The sequence below is a fragment of the Neobacillus niacini genome, from assembly GCF_023715785.1.
In the GTDB taxonomy this organism is placed as follows: domain Bacteria; phylum Bacillota; class Bacilli; order Bacillales; family Cytobacillaceae; genus Neobacillus; species Neobacillus niacini_E.
Genome location: NZ_JAMBOX010000001.1, coordinates 345,094 through 362,855 on the forward strand (window position 1 = coordinate 345,094; position 17,762 = coordinate 362,855).

The window sequence follows — 17,762 nt, forward strand, 5'->3', positions numbered from 1 at the left end:
ATATGATGAAAATCCTATTATGTATTGATGATACCGACAATATTGACAGCAAGGGCACTGGTTCAATTGCGCAGGAGATTGCCAGTTTAATAGAAGCGAATGGCTGGGGAACCTGCGGGAGGGTAACCCGCCACCAGCTGCTGGTCCATCCGGATGTCCCGTATACCTCTCATAACAGTTCGATGTGCTTTACCGCCGACATCAATTGCGACTCGCTTGAATCTGTTAAAGCGGCAGCAATCCAACTGCTAGAAAGGGAGAGTGCGGAAGGGTCTGACCCAGGTCTTTGCATCCTTGTCCCTGAACAGTTGCCGCAAATTCAGCAGCACGAGCTCGTTCAATTTGGCCTTAAGGCGAAACGCGAAGTGATGACCAAGCAGGAAGCCTATGGGTTGGCAGAATCTTTATCGGTCCATCTGTCCGAACACGGCGGCACCGGACAAGGAGTCATTGGCGCTTTGGCAGGAGTGGGCTTGCGGTTAAGCGGCAATGACGGCCGCTTCAAGGGGAACCATAAACTTCGTTCCGACAACAGGACCGTGCTTGTCAAAGAAATCCTCGACGATACAACAATTGAGCTTGTCCGAACAGAGGATGGGTTCGCACTTGATTTGGCCGAAGAAATTGTCCTTGGCGAAAAGTTAAAAAGTGTGTTCCTCAACCATCAATCCGTATTGTTAGTGGAGCCGGCAGAAATCGATGGCGTGCAAAAATGGCAGCCTTGTTCGGGCGGTACGCTAAAAAAATATTAGCAGGAGGGGCATATGACTTATATCAAGGTACATAACGGAGGGAAAATCTTCGTCGGGGATGCAGCGATTGCAGAAGTCTATGCGGCCGCAGTCTCCCTGGCATCAAACTGCACGGCTTTTCAAATGGACGTGGAAGACGAGATTGTCTATGAGGATGAGACGACCTGCTACAACTGCCGTTACCGCCGCTGGCATCCGGAAGGGTTTACGTGTTATAAGCAATTTCCAAATTTGCTTTTAGAGGAGAAATCAGAATGAGATATTTTAAAAATTTTATGGCTACCATGTTGGCACTTCTATTCCTGTTTGGTACCTATTCGTTGACATTTGCAGCTGGAGACGGCAGCGGATCTGGCTCTGGTTCCGGGTCCGGGTCTGGTGGTTCCGACGGCGGTTCCGATCCTATTACCTTTGTTGGGGCTTATTTAACTTCCATTACAAATAATGCTTCGACAACAGGAAAAGACATTAATGAATATAATAATGTGGATCCGAAGGCAATCATCAAACTGGTCTTTAATAAGAATGTGGTAAGCAATTATGAAACAAACAAGAAAGCCATCACCCTTACTGATTCACAAGGAAATAGCGTCGACATCGACGTTAGCATAATCCCTGAGGACCACAATGCCGATGAAAAACGTCACATTTTTATTAGTCCAAAACAGCCTTTAACCCTTGGTGGAACCTACTCGATTACGATGAAGGCTTCACTGACGGCCAATAATGGTTCGACTCTAGGAGAAAAGAAGACAGTATCATTTAAAGTTAAAACTGAAACTATACCACCAGAGTTGACAATTAGTTCACCAGCTCAGTCAACTGTAACAAATCGGGACAAAGTTACGGTTTCCGGCACTACCGAACCAGGCAGCACCGTAAAAATTAATGGTTTAGATGCTGCTGTTGATGAGACTGGAATGTTTACCAAGGATGTGGCGCTGACTCCTGGATTAAATAAGCTCGTTGTGACCGCTACGGATGCTTCCGATAATATCACTAGTAAGGTACTTGAAATTACCTATGACCATAAAGCAGAGTTGACGATTACTTCGCCAAAAAACAACATGGTAACCAGCACTGATAAACTGACTGTAACAGGCAGCAGCGAGCAGAATGCAGTTGTAACAGTAAACGGTACAGTCGTAAAACTCGATGCCAATAATGCGTTCAGTCATGAATTGGTGCTGGCGAAAGGATTAAATACGATTACGGTTACCGCGACCGATGCAATTGGCAACACGTCTACATCCGAATTTCAAGTTACCTATGATCCAAGTGCAGGAAATACGCCGGTGAATACTGGCGGCGGTTCGACGCCAACAACGGCTGATACAAAGGCTGCTGTAACTGCACCAGTCAAGGCAGCAAATACCGGCAACGAACTTCCAGCCACCGCATCGAATATGTTTAATCTCATGGCAGCTGGCACGCTTCTGGTCCTACTCGGTGTTGGGCTGATTCTCTATCCTAGATTGCGTCAGCTAAAGGGTAGATAATTAAATATCTTAAGCAATCAACAAAAGCGCTAGATTGGTTTAGCGCTTTTGTTTTTCTTATGAGACATCCCTTTTTTCAACAAATTGTTTCCCCTCTCCAAACTAATCAAACGATTGATTAAACAGGTTCGGAGCCGTGCCACTAGTGGCTTTTCAATTCCGATACTATAAAAAAGCTTGTCGGTCAAACAAACGTTTAATTGGAACCGCCCAAAACGTTGATAAACGGGCATTTATGCCTGATTCATTCTGAGAATTTTGATGAAAACTGCTACATTTTGGCGGGCTGTTTTTTGTACGGGCTGAAGATTTTAAATGGGAGTCTGACCTCTTGTTCATTATATTGTATACTAATACTTAGTAAATTTTTAAAAAATAGGTTAGGAGATACAAAGATATGTGGTTTGTTTTTGCCGTTACCGCGGCATTTTGCTTTGGGTTAAGGGGCATCCTTTATCAGTGGACATCACAAAGACCGATTGACCGCAATTTGTTGCTGTTGGGGGTTTATTTATCGGGAACCATTATTACGCTGGCCAGCAATCTGTTTGTCCAACAGCCGTGGTCAACAGCGGCATGGCTTGGAGGCATGATGGGGTTATTTTCGTTTATCGCCAACGCCTCGATGTATAAGGGGTATGCTGTCGGCAAGGCCTCCATCGTCGCTTTGTTCACAGGGCTGCCTCCGCTTGTGGTGATGATCGTGGCCTACATACTCTGGCAGGAAGCTCTGTCGACATGGCAATTCGCGGCGTTTTTCATTGTTTTAATCGGCATCCTTTTAATTAAATATTCTCAAAATCTGAAGTTCAGCCAGCTGCAAGGGATTCAGTGGGGAATCATCACCATGCTGTTTTTCGGCTTTACGGACGTGTCCGTTAAACAGGCAACGCTGGCCGGAGCATCTACATTGCCTGTGTTAACCGTCATGTTTGCCACAGGCAGCTTATTATTCGGTATCTCATGGTCCGTGAATAAATACCGGGAAAAAGCAATCTCACCTATCGACAAGGAGTCGCTCACTCCATCAGGGAGCTGGACCATGAAAAAAACGTTATGCTGGGGCATGATAGTTGGAACCACAAATGCCGCGGGAATGATGCTCATTGTTCCTGCCTTTCGCGAGGGGATCACCGGAATTGTCTCCGCTATCGTCGCCATGAACGTGGCCTTTGTCATTTTATACGCCCGGTTCTATTTGAAAGAAGCCTGGACCCATCGTGAAGTGACCGGACTCGCATTAGCCTTCGTAGGGATATTGATTCTCCGGATCGCTTCCTAACTCGATTGGAGGCAAAAACGAAGCAGGGAAACTGCTTCCTGCTTCTCGCCTATCCTATTTTCTCAAGAACTTTAGTTCTGCTAGCCATCGGCATGTCCTGGCTAGTTTTTTTTATTAAAAAAATGGTAATCTAACAAAACTCTTGCATTATCCCTATTATTCTAATAAAATAATTTTTATGAATCACTTTACTCTGATAAACAAATAAAGCACTAAAGCCAACTGAGGGGGAACCAATCATGAAAAAGGCCTTTACAATACTATTCATTGTTGCACTTGCTGTGATGGCTGCGGCTTGCGGTACTCAGCCGGATTTACCTGATACATCGAAAAACACCAAGGGTGCAAAGGCATCCGGAAGCGATACACTGGCACAAATAAAAGAAAAAGGCGAAATCACCATTGGGATGGATGATACACTCCCGCCGATGGAATATCGCAATGATAAAAATGAGCTGATCGGTTTTGATATCGATTTTGCCAATGCACTTGCAAAGGAACTGGGAGTGAAAGTGAAGTTCGTTCCATCGGCATGGGACGGAATTATCCCCGGCTTGGATGCGAAACGGTTTGACATCATTCTCTCTTCCATGAACGTAACGGATGAGCGAAAGAAAAAGGTTGATTTTGTGGAATACTTTGGCGTCGGACAGATTTTAGCCGTAAAAGCTGGTAATCCTTTAAACATCCAATCCATTGAGGACGTAAAAGGCAAGGTGGTCGGTGTCCAATTGGGTTCAACCGGTGAAACAGCGGTCAATTCCATCGACGGGATTAAAGAAGTGAAAAAATATGATTTGACGACCGATGTCTTCAATGACATGGGACTAGGGCGTGTAGATGCTGCGGTGATCGGCGAAGTCGTGGGCCGTTATTATATGACGACCAAACCCGGGGTATTTGAAGTGACAGGAGAAGCCTTCAATGTCCAACCGATGGGAATTGCCGTTCGCAAAGGCGATACCGAGCTCAAGGACGCATTGGAAAAAGCAGTCCAAACCGTTGAAGACAATGGAACCTTAAGTAAAATCAGTGAAAAATGGTTTGGATCTGATATTACAAAACAATAATACAAATTGGATAAATCGGCCGTCCGATTTATCCGTTTTATTTTCACAAGGAGCGATATCAGCATGAACGAGTTTTTATCCTTTAGCGCCACCTACCTGCCGTACCTGCTGCAAGGTGCGTTAGTGACAATAGAAATTGCCGTCATCGGCGTAATTTTTGGAAGCATCATCGGACTACTTGTCGGACTTGGACGGGTGTCATCGAACCCGCTGCTGTCCCAAATAAGCCGCTTTTATATTTGGGTGATCCGCGGCACTCCCCTGTTGCTGCAATTATTTGTGATCCACTTCGCGATTCCATCCGTATTCAGTGCCCTGACGATGCCGCCGTTTGTTTCCGCCTGCATTGCCTTATCACTGAATGCTGCCGCTTATATCGCGGAAATTGCCAGAGGCGCGATTCAGTCAATTGACAAAGGACAAATGGAAGCGGCGAGATCACTTGGATTAAGTGCGGGCCAAGCGATGAGACGCATCATCATTCCGCAAGCCTTCCGCCGGATGCTCCCACCTTTAGGAAACGAATTTATTGCACTCATTAAAGAGTCCTCTCTTGTATCAACGATTGCCTTATATGATTTGCTTCGGACCGGCCAGCAAATCATCAGCAGCACATACCGATACATGGAAGTCTTCCTATTGGTCGGATTAATCTACTTATTCTTGACGACCATCATGTCCTATATTGTTGGAAAAATTGAGAAAAAGGTAGGTGCATACGAATGATTTCATGTAAAAACATCATAAAGAAGTTTGATAAGCTGGAAGTTTTAAAAGGCATCGATTTAGACGTGGCGCCCGGCGAGGTTGTTGTCATTATTGGACCTAGCGGCTCGGGGAAAAGTACATTCTTGCGCTGCATCAATCGTTTGGAAGCCGCCGATTCCGGTACCATTACGATTAATGGTCAAGCAGTAGAGTACAAGGAATCTTCATTAAATAAACTACGCCAGGACATTGGCATGGTGTTTCAGCAATTTAACTTATTTCCTCACATGACCGTGATGGAGAATATTATCGAAGCCCCTGTTTTACTAAAAAAAATGACCAAAGATGGGGCAAAGAAAAAAGGGTTGGAGCTTCTTAACAAAGTCGGACTGGAAGAAAAGGAAAATGAGTATCCGAACCGCTTGTCCGGGGGACAAAAGCAACGGGTGGCGATTGCCAGGGCGTTGGCGATGGAGCCAAAAATCATGCTTTTTGATGAACCGACTTCTGCCCTTGACCCTGAATTGGTCGGGGAAGTACTGACTGTGATGAAGAAGCTAGCGAAGGAAGGCATGACCATGGTCGTCGTCACCCATGAAATGGGCTTTGCTAGGGAAGTGGCCGACCGTGTCATCTTTATGGATGGAGGTACGATTATTGAACAGGGACCTCCGGAAGTTATCTTTGAAACACCGCAGCATGACAGGACCAAAGAATTTTTAGGACATTTAAAATAGGAGACGAACCATAATGAAAGAACTATCTGCATTCCTCGATGAAAAAATAGACTCCCTGTTTCCGAAACTAGTAGAAATCCGCAGAGAGCTTCATATGTATCCTGAGCTCAGCAACGCGGAGTTTCAAACGACGGAACGCATCAACGGATGGTTAAAGGAATTTGGTATCGCGCCAATTCCCTCAGGTTTAAAAACAGGAACAGCTGCCGAGGTGACCGGAAAAGAACAGGGCCCGACGATTGCTTTACGCTCGGATATTGATGCACTGCCAATCCAAGAGGCATCTGACCTTCCCTTCCGCTCAAAAATCGATGGTGTCAGTCATATGTGCGGCCATGATGTCCACACTACGATTGCCTTAGGTGCAGGAATCGTCCTGCAAAGCTTGCGCGACATCCTGCCGGGAAATGTCCGGATTTTGTTCCAGCCGGCAGAAGAAACCGAGGGCGGAGCCGTTTCGGTCATTGAGCAAGGATTATTGGAGGGCGTCAAATCGATTATCGGCCTGCATAACTCGCCAGATCTTCCGACGGGAACCATTGGGATCAAAGAAGGCTTCTTCATGGCCAGTTGTGATGATTTTACGATTACAATCAAAGGTAAAGGCGGACATGCTGCGTTGCCGGAAAACACCATCGACCCGATTGTGATTGGCAGTGCTGTTGTCAGCCAGCTTCAAACGATCGTCAGTCGCACCGTTCCAGCGAAAGAATCGGCCGTGGTCAGCATCGGTGCCTTTCAAGCAGGAGCCACCAATAATGTCATCCCCGATCAGGCGATTCTGAAAGGAACGGTTAGAACCTCGAATGAAGAGGTACGACAAAAGATTTATCGAACGTTTAAAAATGTCGTGACCAATACGGTAACCGCACACGGTGGCGAGGTAGAAATCGACTATCAATTTCTGATTCCGGCTGTCGTGAATGATCCGAAGATTACCGAAGTGGTTCGCTCCGCAGCTGTTTCCATTGTCGGCGAGGAACAGACGCTTCTTGCGGAATCAACGATGGGCGGCGAGGATTTTTCCTATTATCAAAAAGAAGTCCCCGGATGCTATGTATGGCTGGGCTCAAGAAATGAAGAAAAAGGCATCATCCATGGCTTGCACCACCCTGAATTTATGGTCGACGAAGAAGCGATCAAAATCGGCGTAAAATGGATGGTTCTATCTGCTTTTCGATTATTGCAGTAACCGAAACTTTTTATTTGCGGGTTTTCGCTGTTTATTTGTGCTTTTGCTATTATTATTTGCGCCAATCACTAGTTTATTTGCGATTTTTACCCTTTTATTTGCGCTTCCAGTTTGCACGTCATAAAAGGAAAAGGAAAAGGCCAGGAGAACCATGTCTCCTGGCCTTTGCTTTATGCTCTGATCTTGATAGTTTAATAGCCTTATGGCTGAATGGGATCAACCTGCACTCCGTTTTTCAAATCGTAATACGCCTTCATAATACCCTGCCCGATTTTTTTGTTGACCGGATGGGAATCGGTCCGGGTAAACGGCACCACGATGGAAAAGGCGATCTCGGGATCATTGAAAGGTGCATAGCCGACCAGTGTTAAATTGTAGGTCGGGATATCCGTGATGATCCGTTTCTTGACGGCATCATAATAGAAGGATTCCGCAGTCCCCGTTTTTCCTGCAAGGTTGTAGGAACGATACGGCTCTACCGAAAAGTAAGCAGACGCGGTACCGCCATCCTGGTACACCCTTCTAAATCCTTCCTGCACCCGCTTAATTTGGGCGGGCTCCATATCGAGTTGGTTCAGCACCACCGGTTCCACCGATTTATACACAGGACCGAGCTCATCGTCCGTGCTGTGTTCGCGAATTTCTCTTACGATGGTCGGCTTGACTCTTTTTCCATCATTGGCGATGGTGGAAATATATTGGGCCAGTTGTATTGGCGTATAGGTATCAAACTGCCCGATTGCAAAGTCGAGCGCTTTACCTTGAACGGAAGTATCCCCAAGTAGGCCGGACGCTTCATTCGGTAAGTCGATTCCGGTCTTGACACCGAGCCCAAACTGGTTGAAATAATACCGGAACGTTTTAAAAACCTCCGTGCTTTGCGGCAGCTTCATATTGGGACGATAGTCTGTCCCCATCATTTTTATTGCCGTTTTAAACATATACACGTTCGAAGACATTTTTAGGGCGGTCAAATCATCAATCAAGCTCATGTTCGTATACGAACTTTTCGTCGGTGTACTTTGAATATGAAGGGGTTCATCAAGCAGCGAAGTGCCCGGTTTGATGGCGCCTGTTTTGTAACCGGTTAAAACTGTTGCGCCTTTAACCGACGATCCGACGGCATAGGCAGAGGTAATCGTTCCCAGCGCATAATCCGTGACCGTCCACCCCCCATCCTTCTGCTCAAGCTTTTTCCCGGCCAGCGAGAGAACTTCCCCTGTCTTCGGGTTCATCATCACCACAAAAGCCCGGTCGAGGAAAGGCCCGCCGCCATTATTTTTGGCCTCCAACAGTTCATTGGCCAAAACCTCTTCCACCCGTTTTTGTAATTCCATGTCAACCGTCAGCACTAAGTCCTTCCCTGGCTTTCCTTCACTAATGACCCGATTTGATACGACATTTCCGGCCGTGTTTGTCTTGTATTGCACTTTTTCCTTTTGCCCTTTTAGCACATCTTCATAAAATAACTCAATCTGGCTTTTTCCGACCCGGTCATTACGGCTGTACCCTCTAGGAAGATAGTAATCTAGCTTATCCGCGGGCAGTCCTTCCTTTGAAGACGTGATATTCCCCAAAACAGAACGGAAGATGTCGCCATTCGGATATTCCCGGTTCCAGTCCGTCACGACATCCACGCCGGGCAACAGGTCGAGATTCTCGCTAACGACAGCCAGTTCCTCCATTGTCACATTTTCATTTTTTACGATTTGCGGTGTGAGGGTATAGCCGCCCGCCATTTCGCGATAAATCGCGGCAACCTCAAGCTCAGCTTCATCGATTTCAGCCAAATCGGTTTGCGGATCAATTCTTTTGATCTGCAGTTGGTATAGCTCTTTATTGGTCAGTTTTTTATCGGCTAATTCCTTGGCCGTGAGTTTTTTCTTTGCTTTTTCCGGCCGCGTCAGGATCCAATAATCCTTTAAATCCCGCTCGGTTAAACGATCGGTTTCTTTATGTATGAGTTTGGCCAGTTCCTTAGCAACCTCGAGAACTTTTTGATTGGATATATTGACATCTCTTGTATAAATAATAGTATTGACCGCCAGATTGCTGACGATGGGCCGTCCGTATCGGTCATAAATCTCCCCGCGTGGAACAGGATTATTGACAGTAATGTTTTCCGTCATGGAAATCTGTTTTTGATAGTCTTCACCATAGACAATTTGAACAATACCCATTCTAAAAATAAGCGTAGAAAAAAGCAAAAAAACGATCACAAACAGAATATTGACCCGCAACAACGTGCGTTTTTTCTCTTTTTTGCTGGTCATCCAACCGCCCCCCATTTGCTGCACAAAGAAGTTTACAAAATTTCCCCTTAATAACATATAGACGTTTGAGGGGGGGAATTGGTTTCAATTTTTTTCCATGTTGATTGACTTTTTTTGGGGTGATTCCGCTTTAAAGAACCAGCGATGAAAGATTCGAACTAGCTCAAGGGTTAAATAGACCGAAATCAAGGAAACATACCATTTCCAATGAACGTATGTAATAAGGTCGGTGTATTTTTCAAAAATAACCTCTGAAATAATGCTGACGGTAATGATGCTCGTTGTATAAAGGCACCGTTTCCAACGGCTGCGTCCAACTGGGTAATACAAAACATAAAATGCACTGAGGACAGGATAGACTAAAAATTCAAAGGTGAAGCTCGTTTTATTAACCGAAGCAAATTCCCGGACGGGGTATTGGATTAAATTCAACTCCGCCACAAGCAAACCAAGGGACCAGGTGACAAACTGCTGAAACATAGCAATGATACTCGCCTCATGCAGGCGCTTTTTGGGCAGCAAAATCAAAGAGAAGATGGTGATAGACCAGATGGCATAAAGAAAGGTCATTTCCATTGCTGTGGGCCCTCCGATACATGATGGGCTTGGCTGCTCATGGACCTCATAAACCAGACCATGTATTGCCTTAATAGCCAAAATTCAAAGATAAAATTAAAAAAGGTCCTAATCAGCTGCTCGGTAATTTCGCCGTTCATAATTCCTGTAAACTTGTCCAAAAGGTACATATATAAAAGGATGATTCCGACAAATAATAGGTAGTGAAGAATCACTTTTCGTTTTCCGGCTTTTTCAGGATAGAAGCGGTGAAAAACAACGGCCAGAGTCGGATAAAATGCAAATTCCGAGGTAAAGCTAATTTTCGTTGCATGTTCGAAAAGGCGGACTTCTGTTGATAGGAGACCGAAGGCCGTAAGAGTAATACTAAACATCCATGTTAATGCCTGAAAAAACAAAAACACCGCCACAAACTCCCGGATTCTTGCTTTGGGAATCGCTAAGAACAGCGTAATAATCGAAATAACCCAAATCATCACGATGATAAAATAATCAAAGCTCATAATCTTGCCTCCTATTGAACGAAGCAGGTGACGGTTTTCACTTCTTTAAAAATAACTACAATTCGACATTGTTCGACTCACTAATCAAATTGTTTCCCATGCCAAAGGGAATTAAACATCAAGGGCCACGATTCCCTCATTCTGCATCAAAATCGGTCGCATTTTTCGGTTGGGGGATCAGGTTAAGCACTTGCTTCAATAAATAGACGGAAGAATTCCGCTTATTTAGTAATTTTTATTAAAAAAAGCTTAAATAGACGGAGATATTCCGGCTATTGAATCAAAAAATTTAAAAATAGGGTTTTTTTCTCGCATAAGCGGAAAAACTCCGCTTATTCTCCCCGAATTGACCCTCCCTTCTCCATTTAACCGGAAAAACTCCGCTTATTTTTTGCTGGTGGTTACACGATTTAAAGACATTCCTAATAAAAAAACCCGCCAATAATTACTTAACGGGTTTACTTAGAGGTGCAAACATAGTAAAACACATAGGAAAACGCACTTGAATTCACAATGTAATTCACAGGGCGTTTTTTACTGATTTATCAACATTTTAGCGAGTTTCTGTCCTCTATTTCGCCCTTATTCACATAGTAATTCACAGGGTATGAAATAATTATTGTAGGGTGTGTGAATTCTTTGATGAATATGGTGAGGATGCGAAAACACCTAAAAGAAAATGGTTAAGCTGACGAACTTCTGAATGTACGGGTTTTTACCTGCAATACATAGAAATGTGTATATCACCAAATTGTGAGGTTAGCTGTGGGTGAGTAAGAATAACTAATATAAAAATCCATGATACATTACAGGCGTATGAATGCTAACAGGCTTACAGGAAGCACCTAAGTTCATTCTATAATAGATATAATTCAACATTGTAAGCTGATAACGTGGAGGGCTTACTCCCTGTGAACCGTTGGCAAGGAAAGCAGTAATGATATTAGTTACTGTATAACTTGCCTTAATATCGGTGAAAGTGGTGGCACAGTACCAATGAAATGTCTAATCCACATGGAGGGATAGCCACTAGACATGAAGAATCATTCAACCATGTAATGCAGATTTTTATCGATTAATAAGGTTCTTGTGAGACTAAAAGAGGTTTAATTCCGAAAGGAGTTGCCGACTTATTGAAACGGAAAAAGCTGAGGCACAATGAGTATTATAACTTGCAGGAGTGCTTTGACGCTCTGTACGCTCAAAGTGTCAGTGGTAAAAAGTTTTATGGATTAATAGAATTGATGAGTTCTGATGAAAACATTCGTCTTGCCTATCGCAATATCAAAAGAAATACAGGTAGTAAAACGGCAGGAACTGATAATCTTACGATTAAAGATATTTGTCATTTACTGGTGAAAGATGGAATAAACACGGTTCAATTCATGTTTAAGAACTACAAACCTCAAATGGTAAGGCGAGTGTTTATTGAAAAAGGGAACGGAAAACTTAGACCCTTAGGGATTCCAACCATCTGGGATAGAATCTTCCAACAGTGCATTCTACAAGTATTGGAGCCCAAATGTCGTTCTCAATGAACTTGATTGGTGGATAAGTAATCAATGGGAAACATTCGAAAGCAACTTTAAATATAAGACCAGTGGAATCAGGTACCAAGGACTTAAAAAATCTGGGTTAAAAGAATGCTTTATCGTCCGTTATGCGGACGATTTTAAAGTTCTGTGCAGAACTCGTTCTCAAGCAATCAGAATGAACTATGCCATAAAAGACTTTTTGAAAACAAGATTACATCTTGAAACCAGCGATGAAAAATCAAAGGTAATTAACCTCAAGAAAAACTCTTTCGAGTTTCTCGGCTTTACTTTTAAAGTAGTAAGAAAGGGAAAAACTAGGTTTGGTTATGTAGTCCATTCACATATGTCTAGAAAAGCAAAGACTAATACCTCTAATAAAATTAAAGAAGCAATTAAAGTAATCCAGAAGAACCCTTGTGTAGAAACGGTCTGGCATTTCAACACAGTTGTAATGGGAATCCAAAACTACTATTCCGCAGCCACCCAAATTACAACAGATCTTAATGAGTTAAACTTCTATCTAAGAAAAACACTATATAATCGTTTAAAGATTTTTAGAACAGATGCGAATTTTCATGAGATGACAAAAACTCTACAAAAAAGGTACAAAGGTTACAAATCGAAACTATACAAAATACAAAGTATGGTATTTGTGCCCATATATGCCCAGAAGCATAAAACAAACTTATGCTTTTCGCAGGAAACATGTAATTATACTGCCGAAGGTAGGGATAAAATCCACAAAAGTTTAAAGGCAGTTAGCAAAAGGGTTTTATTTTCAATCATGAAAAACTATATTCCAAATCGGTCAATCGAATACAATGACAATCGAATAAGTAAGTTTATTGCTCAATATGGGAAATGTGCGGTAACAGGAGTGGAGCTTGGCGTCAGTGATTGGCACTGCCATCACAAGAATCCCTATCACCTATCAAAAGATGATACATTCTCAAATCTAGTGATACTCCATGAATCAGTTCATCGCCTAATCCACCTTAAGGATAGTGAAAAGATAAAGAAATTAATCAAAGCCTTAAAACTTACCAAAAAAGCAAAAAGAAAAGATAAACGAATTTCGATTACAATGTAAAAATGAAGCCATATGATTTCGGAAGAAAGCCATCAATCTAAACAATACATAGAATTGAATGAATTGGATTAGTTGGAACGCCGTATGCGGTGAAAGTTGCACGTACGGTGTGAACAGGGGGAAAAGGTGGCGATAACCTCAAAGCCTTACCTATCTGTATAAAGAATAAATTTTTAGCTTGTTCCACAATCGGGCCATTATCTTGGGTAACTGAGTTAATAGTGTTTGGATATTGACGGTACGTTAAAATAAATATATAAAAGATTTATGTTAGGGGGGCTTTTCTTGCAAGCATGTACAAAAAAGGAAGTTTATTCTTGGATTAAATCGATTGCATTTGCTGTAGTTATTGTGTTTATATGCCGTGAATTTATCTTTGCACCAGTGGTTGTTAAGGGTGAATCCATGGAACCTACATTTGAAAGTAATAATAGGATTGTAGTAAGTAAAACAAGCTCAATAGAAAGATTTGATATGATTGTTTTCAAAGCACCAGATAAAGATGAACAATATATTAAAAGAGTAATCGGCCTACCCGGGGATAGTGTAGAAATGAAGGATGATGTACTTTACATTAACGGAGAGCCATATGAGGAACCTTATGTGAAAAGAAATAATAATATCGAATTAAGTAAGGTTACTGGTGATTTTACACTAAAGGAACTTACCGGAAGTAAAAAGGTTCCAAATAGTTATTTCTTTGTTATGGGTGATAATCGATTGAAAAGCAAAGATAGTAGAGATTTTGGTTTTATTTCGACTGATTCGGTTATTGGAGAAGTAAAGTTTCGATTTTATCCGTTGCAAAAAATCGGTATGCCCAAATAACATAATACTGCTGAAAACAATTATTCTATTAACGGGCGCATTTGTGTAGCAAAAAATGCGCCCCTGTTACATATGAGCGCTGGATTTTGAGTAAGGATTTTTGATTGGAAATAGGAGTGATTACATTGAACGAATTTATAATTATAGGGGGCTTGGTAGTAATAATCTTTACACTTATTGCTACTTTTTCTGGCAAACTAAATTCCCTTGAAGCTCGAATTAAAAGTCTAAAATGCACATTGGATCAGGTTGCTGATCAAGTGAATGTGCCTGAACACCCCATAAATGAAAAACTACGTGAGCTAGTCAAAGGGGGGAAAGGGGTTCAGGCTGTTAAGGAAGCAAGGCAATCTTTGGGACTTTCATTACTTGAAGCGAAACAATACGTTGATAAATTATAGTTTCAGTTATGCCGTTATCGGGCGCTATCCTTGGACATGGATAAGCGCTCATTTTCCATTTAAGGGCCATTTAGTAGAATAACATTATATAAAAATTAGGGGGATATCAACATGGAATTTGATTCTATTTGGATAGCTTTAGGAATTGCTGTTGCAGGATATTTTATAGGTAATGGACTGAAAAACTTTAAGAATCCGGATGCTAAAGGCCTTAGTGAAATCTTTGACGAAGATGATGAACATGAATTGATAAAGGAAAATGATGTACATCACTTTATGGGGATATCGAAAGAAGATGTAAAGTTTTTAACTCAGGAACATCCAGACATACCACATATTATTATAAAAGATAAGATATATTACCCTAAAGCGAAATTGCGTAAATGGTTAACAAATTTAGGAGAGTAAACAAGTATTCCATAAACGGGCGCTTACCTTGAATAAGAAAAGGCCCTTTTTGCGTTTAAAGGGCCATTTAATTGAATAAGAATTCCAAACAAATCTGGATGCTTATGGTAAAATCATTAAAAATGGTTGTTTAATTTACTGGGGGTTTTTAAGTGAATGATAAGCAAGAAACTCCTGAACAAAAAAGAGAGAGAGTAAGACAAGAGGAATTGAAAAGAAATCCAACGGGTAGTATGAATGATGCTTTTAATAGAGCAAGCAGTGGTGGTCTTGCAGATTTAGTAGGAAGTTTGGGCTGGAAAGGGACAGGGATACTTATCCTAGTAATCATAATAGGGTTTATTGCTGCATCATTCTTTTTTAAGTAAAGGGCGCTTTTCCGAAATAAGGAAAGCGTCTCTATTCATGAAAAGGTCCATATAATTCACTTTATTTTATTTATCGAAGGTCATCAATAATTAAGATTCATTAGTTTCTCTTAAATAAATCAGATGAAAGCTCCATAAACTACTTTTACTTATATTAGTTAGGAGTATAGATTAAATGAAAAAATTATGGGTAATAATTCCTTTTTTATTGATCCAATTATTTCTCTGTCAATCTCCTATCTTTGCCATCACTAGAAGTCGTGAATTTTACGAAAAAACAGGAAATGTCATTTGGGAAGTAGACACACAGGAGAAAATAGTTGCCATTACTTTCGATGATGGCCCTCATCCAATATTTACTCCTCAAATACTTGACATCTTAGATAAATATGATGCGAAAGCTACTTTTTTTGTAGTGGGTAGTAAAGTCGAAAGTACCTTAGTGTTTTAAAAAGGATGCATGAAGAGGGACACGAAATTGCTAATCACACGTATCATCATATTTATAAAAGGAATATTACTGTTTCTAAATTAACTTCTGAATTAGAACAAACAGATCAAATTATCGAGCGTATCATAGGGAATAAACCTACTCTCTATCGTCCTGTAGGAGGTCTTTACAATGATTTAATCATTAATACAGCTGTAAAAAATGACAAGCTAGTGATTATGTGGTCATGGCATCAAGATCCAGAAGATTGGAAAAGACCTTCAGCCAGCAGTATTTCAAACAAAATAACAAAAGGAGTAGAACCAGGAAATATCATTCTACTCCATGATTGGATTGGTAGCCAACAAACTCCATCGTCTCAAACAGTAATAGCGTTAGATAACATTATGGAATTTCTGTACAAGAATGGTTATAAATGTGTGACAGTATCTGAGTTACTATTTCTTCAACAGAAAATAGTACCGGACATATGAGCTTCTTAGGAGAAATCATTTACAAAAAATGAACAAATTACAGGATTGAATACCTAAGATTTAACCTCACGGTGATTCTGTATGGTCTGGTAGGTGTCTCCCTGATAAAAAGTCCTTAAAAAGCCAGTCACGATCTTCATTTATAGGGCGCTTTCGTATTATAAGGTCAACTAGTAGTTATACTGGTTGGCCTATTTTATATGGGTTATGCTTTAGGTAGTCGGGGTAGGACGATCGGGCGCGTGGGACCCTGATCCCGTGCAGAATAATGTCCACCTCCTACTTGTAAAAACATGTTTGAGGCTGGTTGGTGCAATTGACCCCGAATAACAAGCGAAGCTATGAAACTACAAGATACTTAGGAGCTGCCGGCAAATACAGTAAAAGGAGATGTGATAAAGTATGGATCCAGTCATTGGTCTGGATGTCGCAAAAGGAGAAAGTCAAGTCCAAGCTTTCTTGGCAAGGAAGCAACCTTTTGGAAAAACCTTTAAGTTTAAGCATGATACCAATGGTTTACGTGATTTTTATGTATTTTACAAGGAGGTCAAATTAAACGCTGAAGCAAATCCTGTGGTGATTTTTGAGTCTACTGGACACTATCATGAACCTGTACTTCAGTATCTTGAGGAGAGGAGGATAACTTACTATTTAGTAAATCCAGTGATTTCTTATGAAGCTAAAAAGAGTAGTCTTCGAAAGGTTAAGACAGACCCAGCAGATGCTCGACATTTATACGAACTCTACTACAAAGAAGATTTAGAAACATTTCACCGAAAAAATGTTCAAACCATGAACTTACGTAATTTATCTAGACAATATGATTCACTAACACGTAATTACGTACAGTTAAAGCTGCAGTTTCAAACGATTCTTGATCAAGTTTTTCCTGAATATAAGGGCGTATTTGGGGATTTGTATTCACGGGTATCTTTAAAAACCTTGCTTTTATATCCTACTTCAGAAGTAGTTTTGAAGGCAACAACAGATGAAATGGCGAAGATGATGCATAGCCTAGGAGGAAAACGTTCCTATGAATGGTTTTTGGACAAGGCGAATAAGCTTCAGGAATCAGCAGAACGAAACCCTTTTAAGAAATTTATTGACCTTAAAGATGTACATCCAAATGCTTCTTCAACAAAGAGAGTTTCTTTCAATCCTAGAACAAGAGATTAATGAATTAGCTATGCAATTTGAAGAGTATGAGATTCTCCGTTCTATACCGGGAGTTGGCTGTAAGATTGCGGCTACGATTATCTCCGAAATAGGGGAAATTAAGCAGTTTAGTCATCCTAAAAAGTTAGTGGCGTACGCAGGTATTGACCCTAGAATCTATCAATCAGGTAAGTTTACAGCTACCATAAACCGTATCACGAAAAGAGGCTCTACTAAGCTAAGACAAGCTTTATATACAGCCGTTCAGTGTGGATTAATTAATAATCGAAACACCAAACTTAGAGAGTTTTATGACAAAAAAAGAAGTGAGGGAAAACCTCACAAAGTAGCAATAATAGCCTGCGCCAACAAGCTATTACACTGGATTTATGCCATTCTTAAACACAAAGAGAGTTTCGAACCATAAAATCACCATTAATTAACATAACTTACAAAGACTT

General features: G+C 41.4%; 15 protein-coding genes and 3 pseudogenes. 15 read left to right on the forward strand and 3 right to left on the reverse strand.

What is annotated here, in order from left to right:
• Positions 1–2 precede the first annotated feature (2 nt).
• The 8 genes from M3234_RS01725 (at position 3) to M3234_RS01760 (ending at position 7,240) form a co-directional block, all read left to right on the forward strand.
• A complete protein-coding gene (locus M3234_RS01725) occupies positions 3–752 on the forward strand; it encodes a hypothetical protein (protein ID WP_262303021.1) in 750 nt (249 codons plus the stop codon).
• Positions 753–764: 12 nt separating this feature from the next.
• Positions 765–1,010, forward strand: a complete 246-nt coding sequence (locus M3234_RS01730; protein WP_262303022.1) for a hypothetical protein — start codon at positions 765–767, stop codon at positions 1,008–1,010.
• On the forward strand, positions 1,007–2,251 hold the full coding sequence (locus tag M3234_RS01735; RefSeq protein ID WP_262303023.1) for an Ig-like domain-containing protein: 1,245 nt from the start codon (positions 1,007–1,009) through the stop codon (positions 2,249–2,251). The genes M3234_RS01730 and M3234_RS01735 overlap by 4 nt, the downstream gene beginning before the upstream one ends.
• A 397-nt stretch (positions 2,252–2,648) precedes the next feature.
• Complete coding sequence (locus M3234_RS01740) at positions 2,649–3,533, forward strand: DMT family transporter (RefSeq protein ID WP_262303024.1); 885 nt, start codon at positions 2,649–2,651, stop codon at positions 3,531–3,533.
• A 239-nt stretch (positions 3,534–3,772) separates the two neighbouring features.
• On the forward strand, positions 3,773–4,603 hold the full coding sequence (locus M3234_RS01745) for an amino acid ABC transporter substrate-binding protein (RefSeq protein ID WP_262303025.1): 831 nt from the start codon (positions 3,773–3,775) through the stop codon (positions 4,601–4,603).
• A 63-nt stretch (positions 4,604–4,666) separates the two neighbouring features.
• On the forward strand, positions 4,667–5,329 hold the full coding sequence (locus M3234_RS01750) for an amino acid ABC transporter permease (RefSeq protein WP_262303026.1): 663 nt from the start codon (positions 4,667–4,669) through the stop codon (positions 5,327–5,329).
• Positions 5,326–6,048, forward strand: coding sequence for an amino acid ABC transporter ATP-binding protein (locus M3234_RS01755; RefSeq protein ID WP_262303027.1), 723 nt, complete (start codon positions 5,326–5,328; stop codon positions 6,046–6,048). Before M3234_RS01750 ends, M3234_RS01755 begins: the two co-directional genes overlap by 4 nt.
• Positions 6,049–6,061: 13 nt before the next feature.
• Positions 6,062–7,240, forward strand: a complete 1,179-nt coding sequence (locus M3234_RS01760) for a M20 metallopeptidase family protein (RefSeq protein ID WP_262303028.1) — start codon at positions 6,062–6,064, stop codon at positions 7,238–7,240.
• A 200-nt stretch (positions 7,241–7,440) separates the two neighbouring features.
• Here the strand turns inward: M3234_RS01760 and M3234_RS01765 are convergent, their stop codons facing one another.
• The 3 genes from M3234_RS01765 to M3234_RS01775 all read right to left on the reverse strand — a co-directional run bounded on the left by M3234_RS01765 (position 7,441) and on the right by M3234_RS01775 (position 10,592).
• Complete coding sequence (locus M3234_RS01765) at positions 7,441–9,513, reverse strand: peptidoglycan D,D-transpeptidase FtsI family protein (protein ID WP_262303029.1); 2,073 nt, start codon at positions 9,511–9,513, stop codon at positions 7,441–7,443.
• An 84-nt stretch (positions 9,514–9,597) separates the two neighbouring features.
• Positions 9,598–10,089: a CBO0543 family protein gene (locus tag M3234_RS01770; protein ID WP_262303030.1), complete on the reverse strand. Its 492-nt coding sequence runs from the start codon at positions 10,087–10,089 to the stop codon at positions 9,598–9,600.
• Positions 10,080–10,592: a CBO0543 family protein gene (locus M3234_RS01775; RefSeq protein WP_262303031.1), complete on the reverse strand. Its 513-nt coding sequence runs from the start codon at positions 10,590–10,592 to the stop codon at positions 10,080–10,082. Before M3234_RS01775 ends, M3234_RS01770 begins: the two co-directional genes overlap by 10 nt.
• Before the next feature lie 1,133 nt (positions 10,593–11,725).
• Between M3234_RS01775 and M3234_RS29885 the strand changes: the two are divergent.
• The 7 genes and pseudogenes from M3234_RS29885 (at position 11,726) to M3234_RS01815 (ending at position 17,728) form a co-directional block, all read left to right on the forward strand.
• Positions 11,726–13,233 (forward strand): annotated as a pseudogene (locus tag M3234_RS29885) (reverse transcriptase domain-containing protein).
• A gap of 269 nt (positions 13,234–13,502) precedes the next feature.
• Positions 13,503–14,045 carry a signal peptidase I gene (gene lepB / locus M3234_RS01790; protein ID WP_262303033.1) on the forward strand — a complete coding sequence of 181 codons (543 nt, stop codon included), beginning with the start codon at positions 13,503–13,505 and terminating at the stop codon, positions 14,043–14,045.
• A gap of 125 nt (positions 14,046–14,170) precedes the next feature.
• Positions 14,171–14,446, forward strand: coding sequence for a hypothetical protein (locus tag M3234_RS01795; protein ID WP_285858189.1), 276 nt, complete (start codon positions 14,171–14,173; stop codon positions 14,444–14,446).
• Positions 14,447–14,557: 111 nt separating this feature from the next.
• Positions 14,558–14,854 (forward strand): DNA-binding protein, encoded by a 297-nt coding sequence (locus tag M3234_RS01800; protein ID WP_262303034.1) that lies wholly within the window; start codon positions 14,558–14,560, stop codon positions 14,852–14,854.
• 152 nt (positions 14,855–15,006) lie between these two features.
• Entirely contained in the window at positions 15,007–15,222 is a 216-nt protein-coding gene (locus tag M3234_RS01805) for a DUF6366 family protein (protein ID WP_262303035.1), read from the forward strand.
• Between the two features lie 175 nt (positions 15,223–15,397).
• Positions 15,398–16,146, forward strand: a pseudogene (locus tag M3234_RS01810) (polysaccharide deacetylase family protein).
• A gap of 402 nt (positions 16,147–16,548) precedes the next feature.
• A pseudogene (locus M3234_RS01815) lies at positions 16,549–17,728 on the forward strand (IS110 family RNA-guided transposase).
• Positions 17,729–17,762 lie beyond the last annotated feature (34 nt).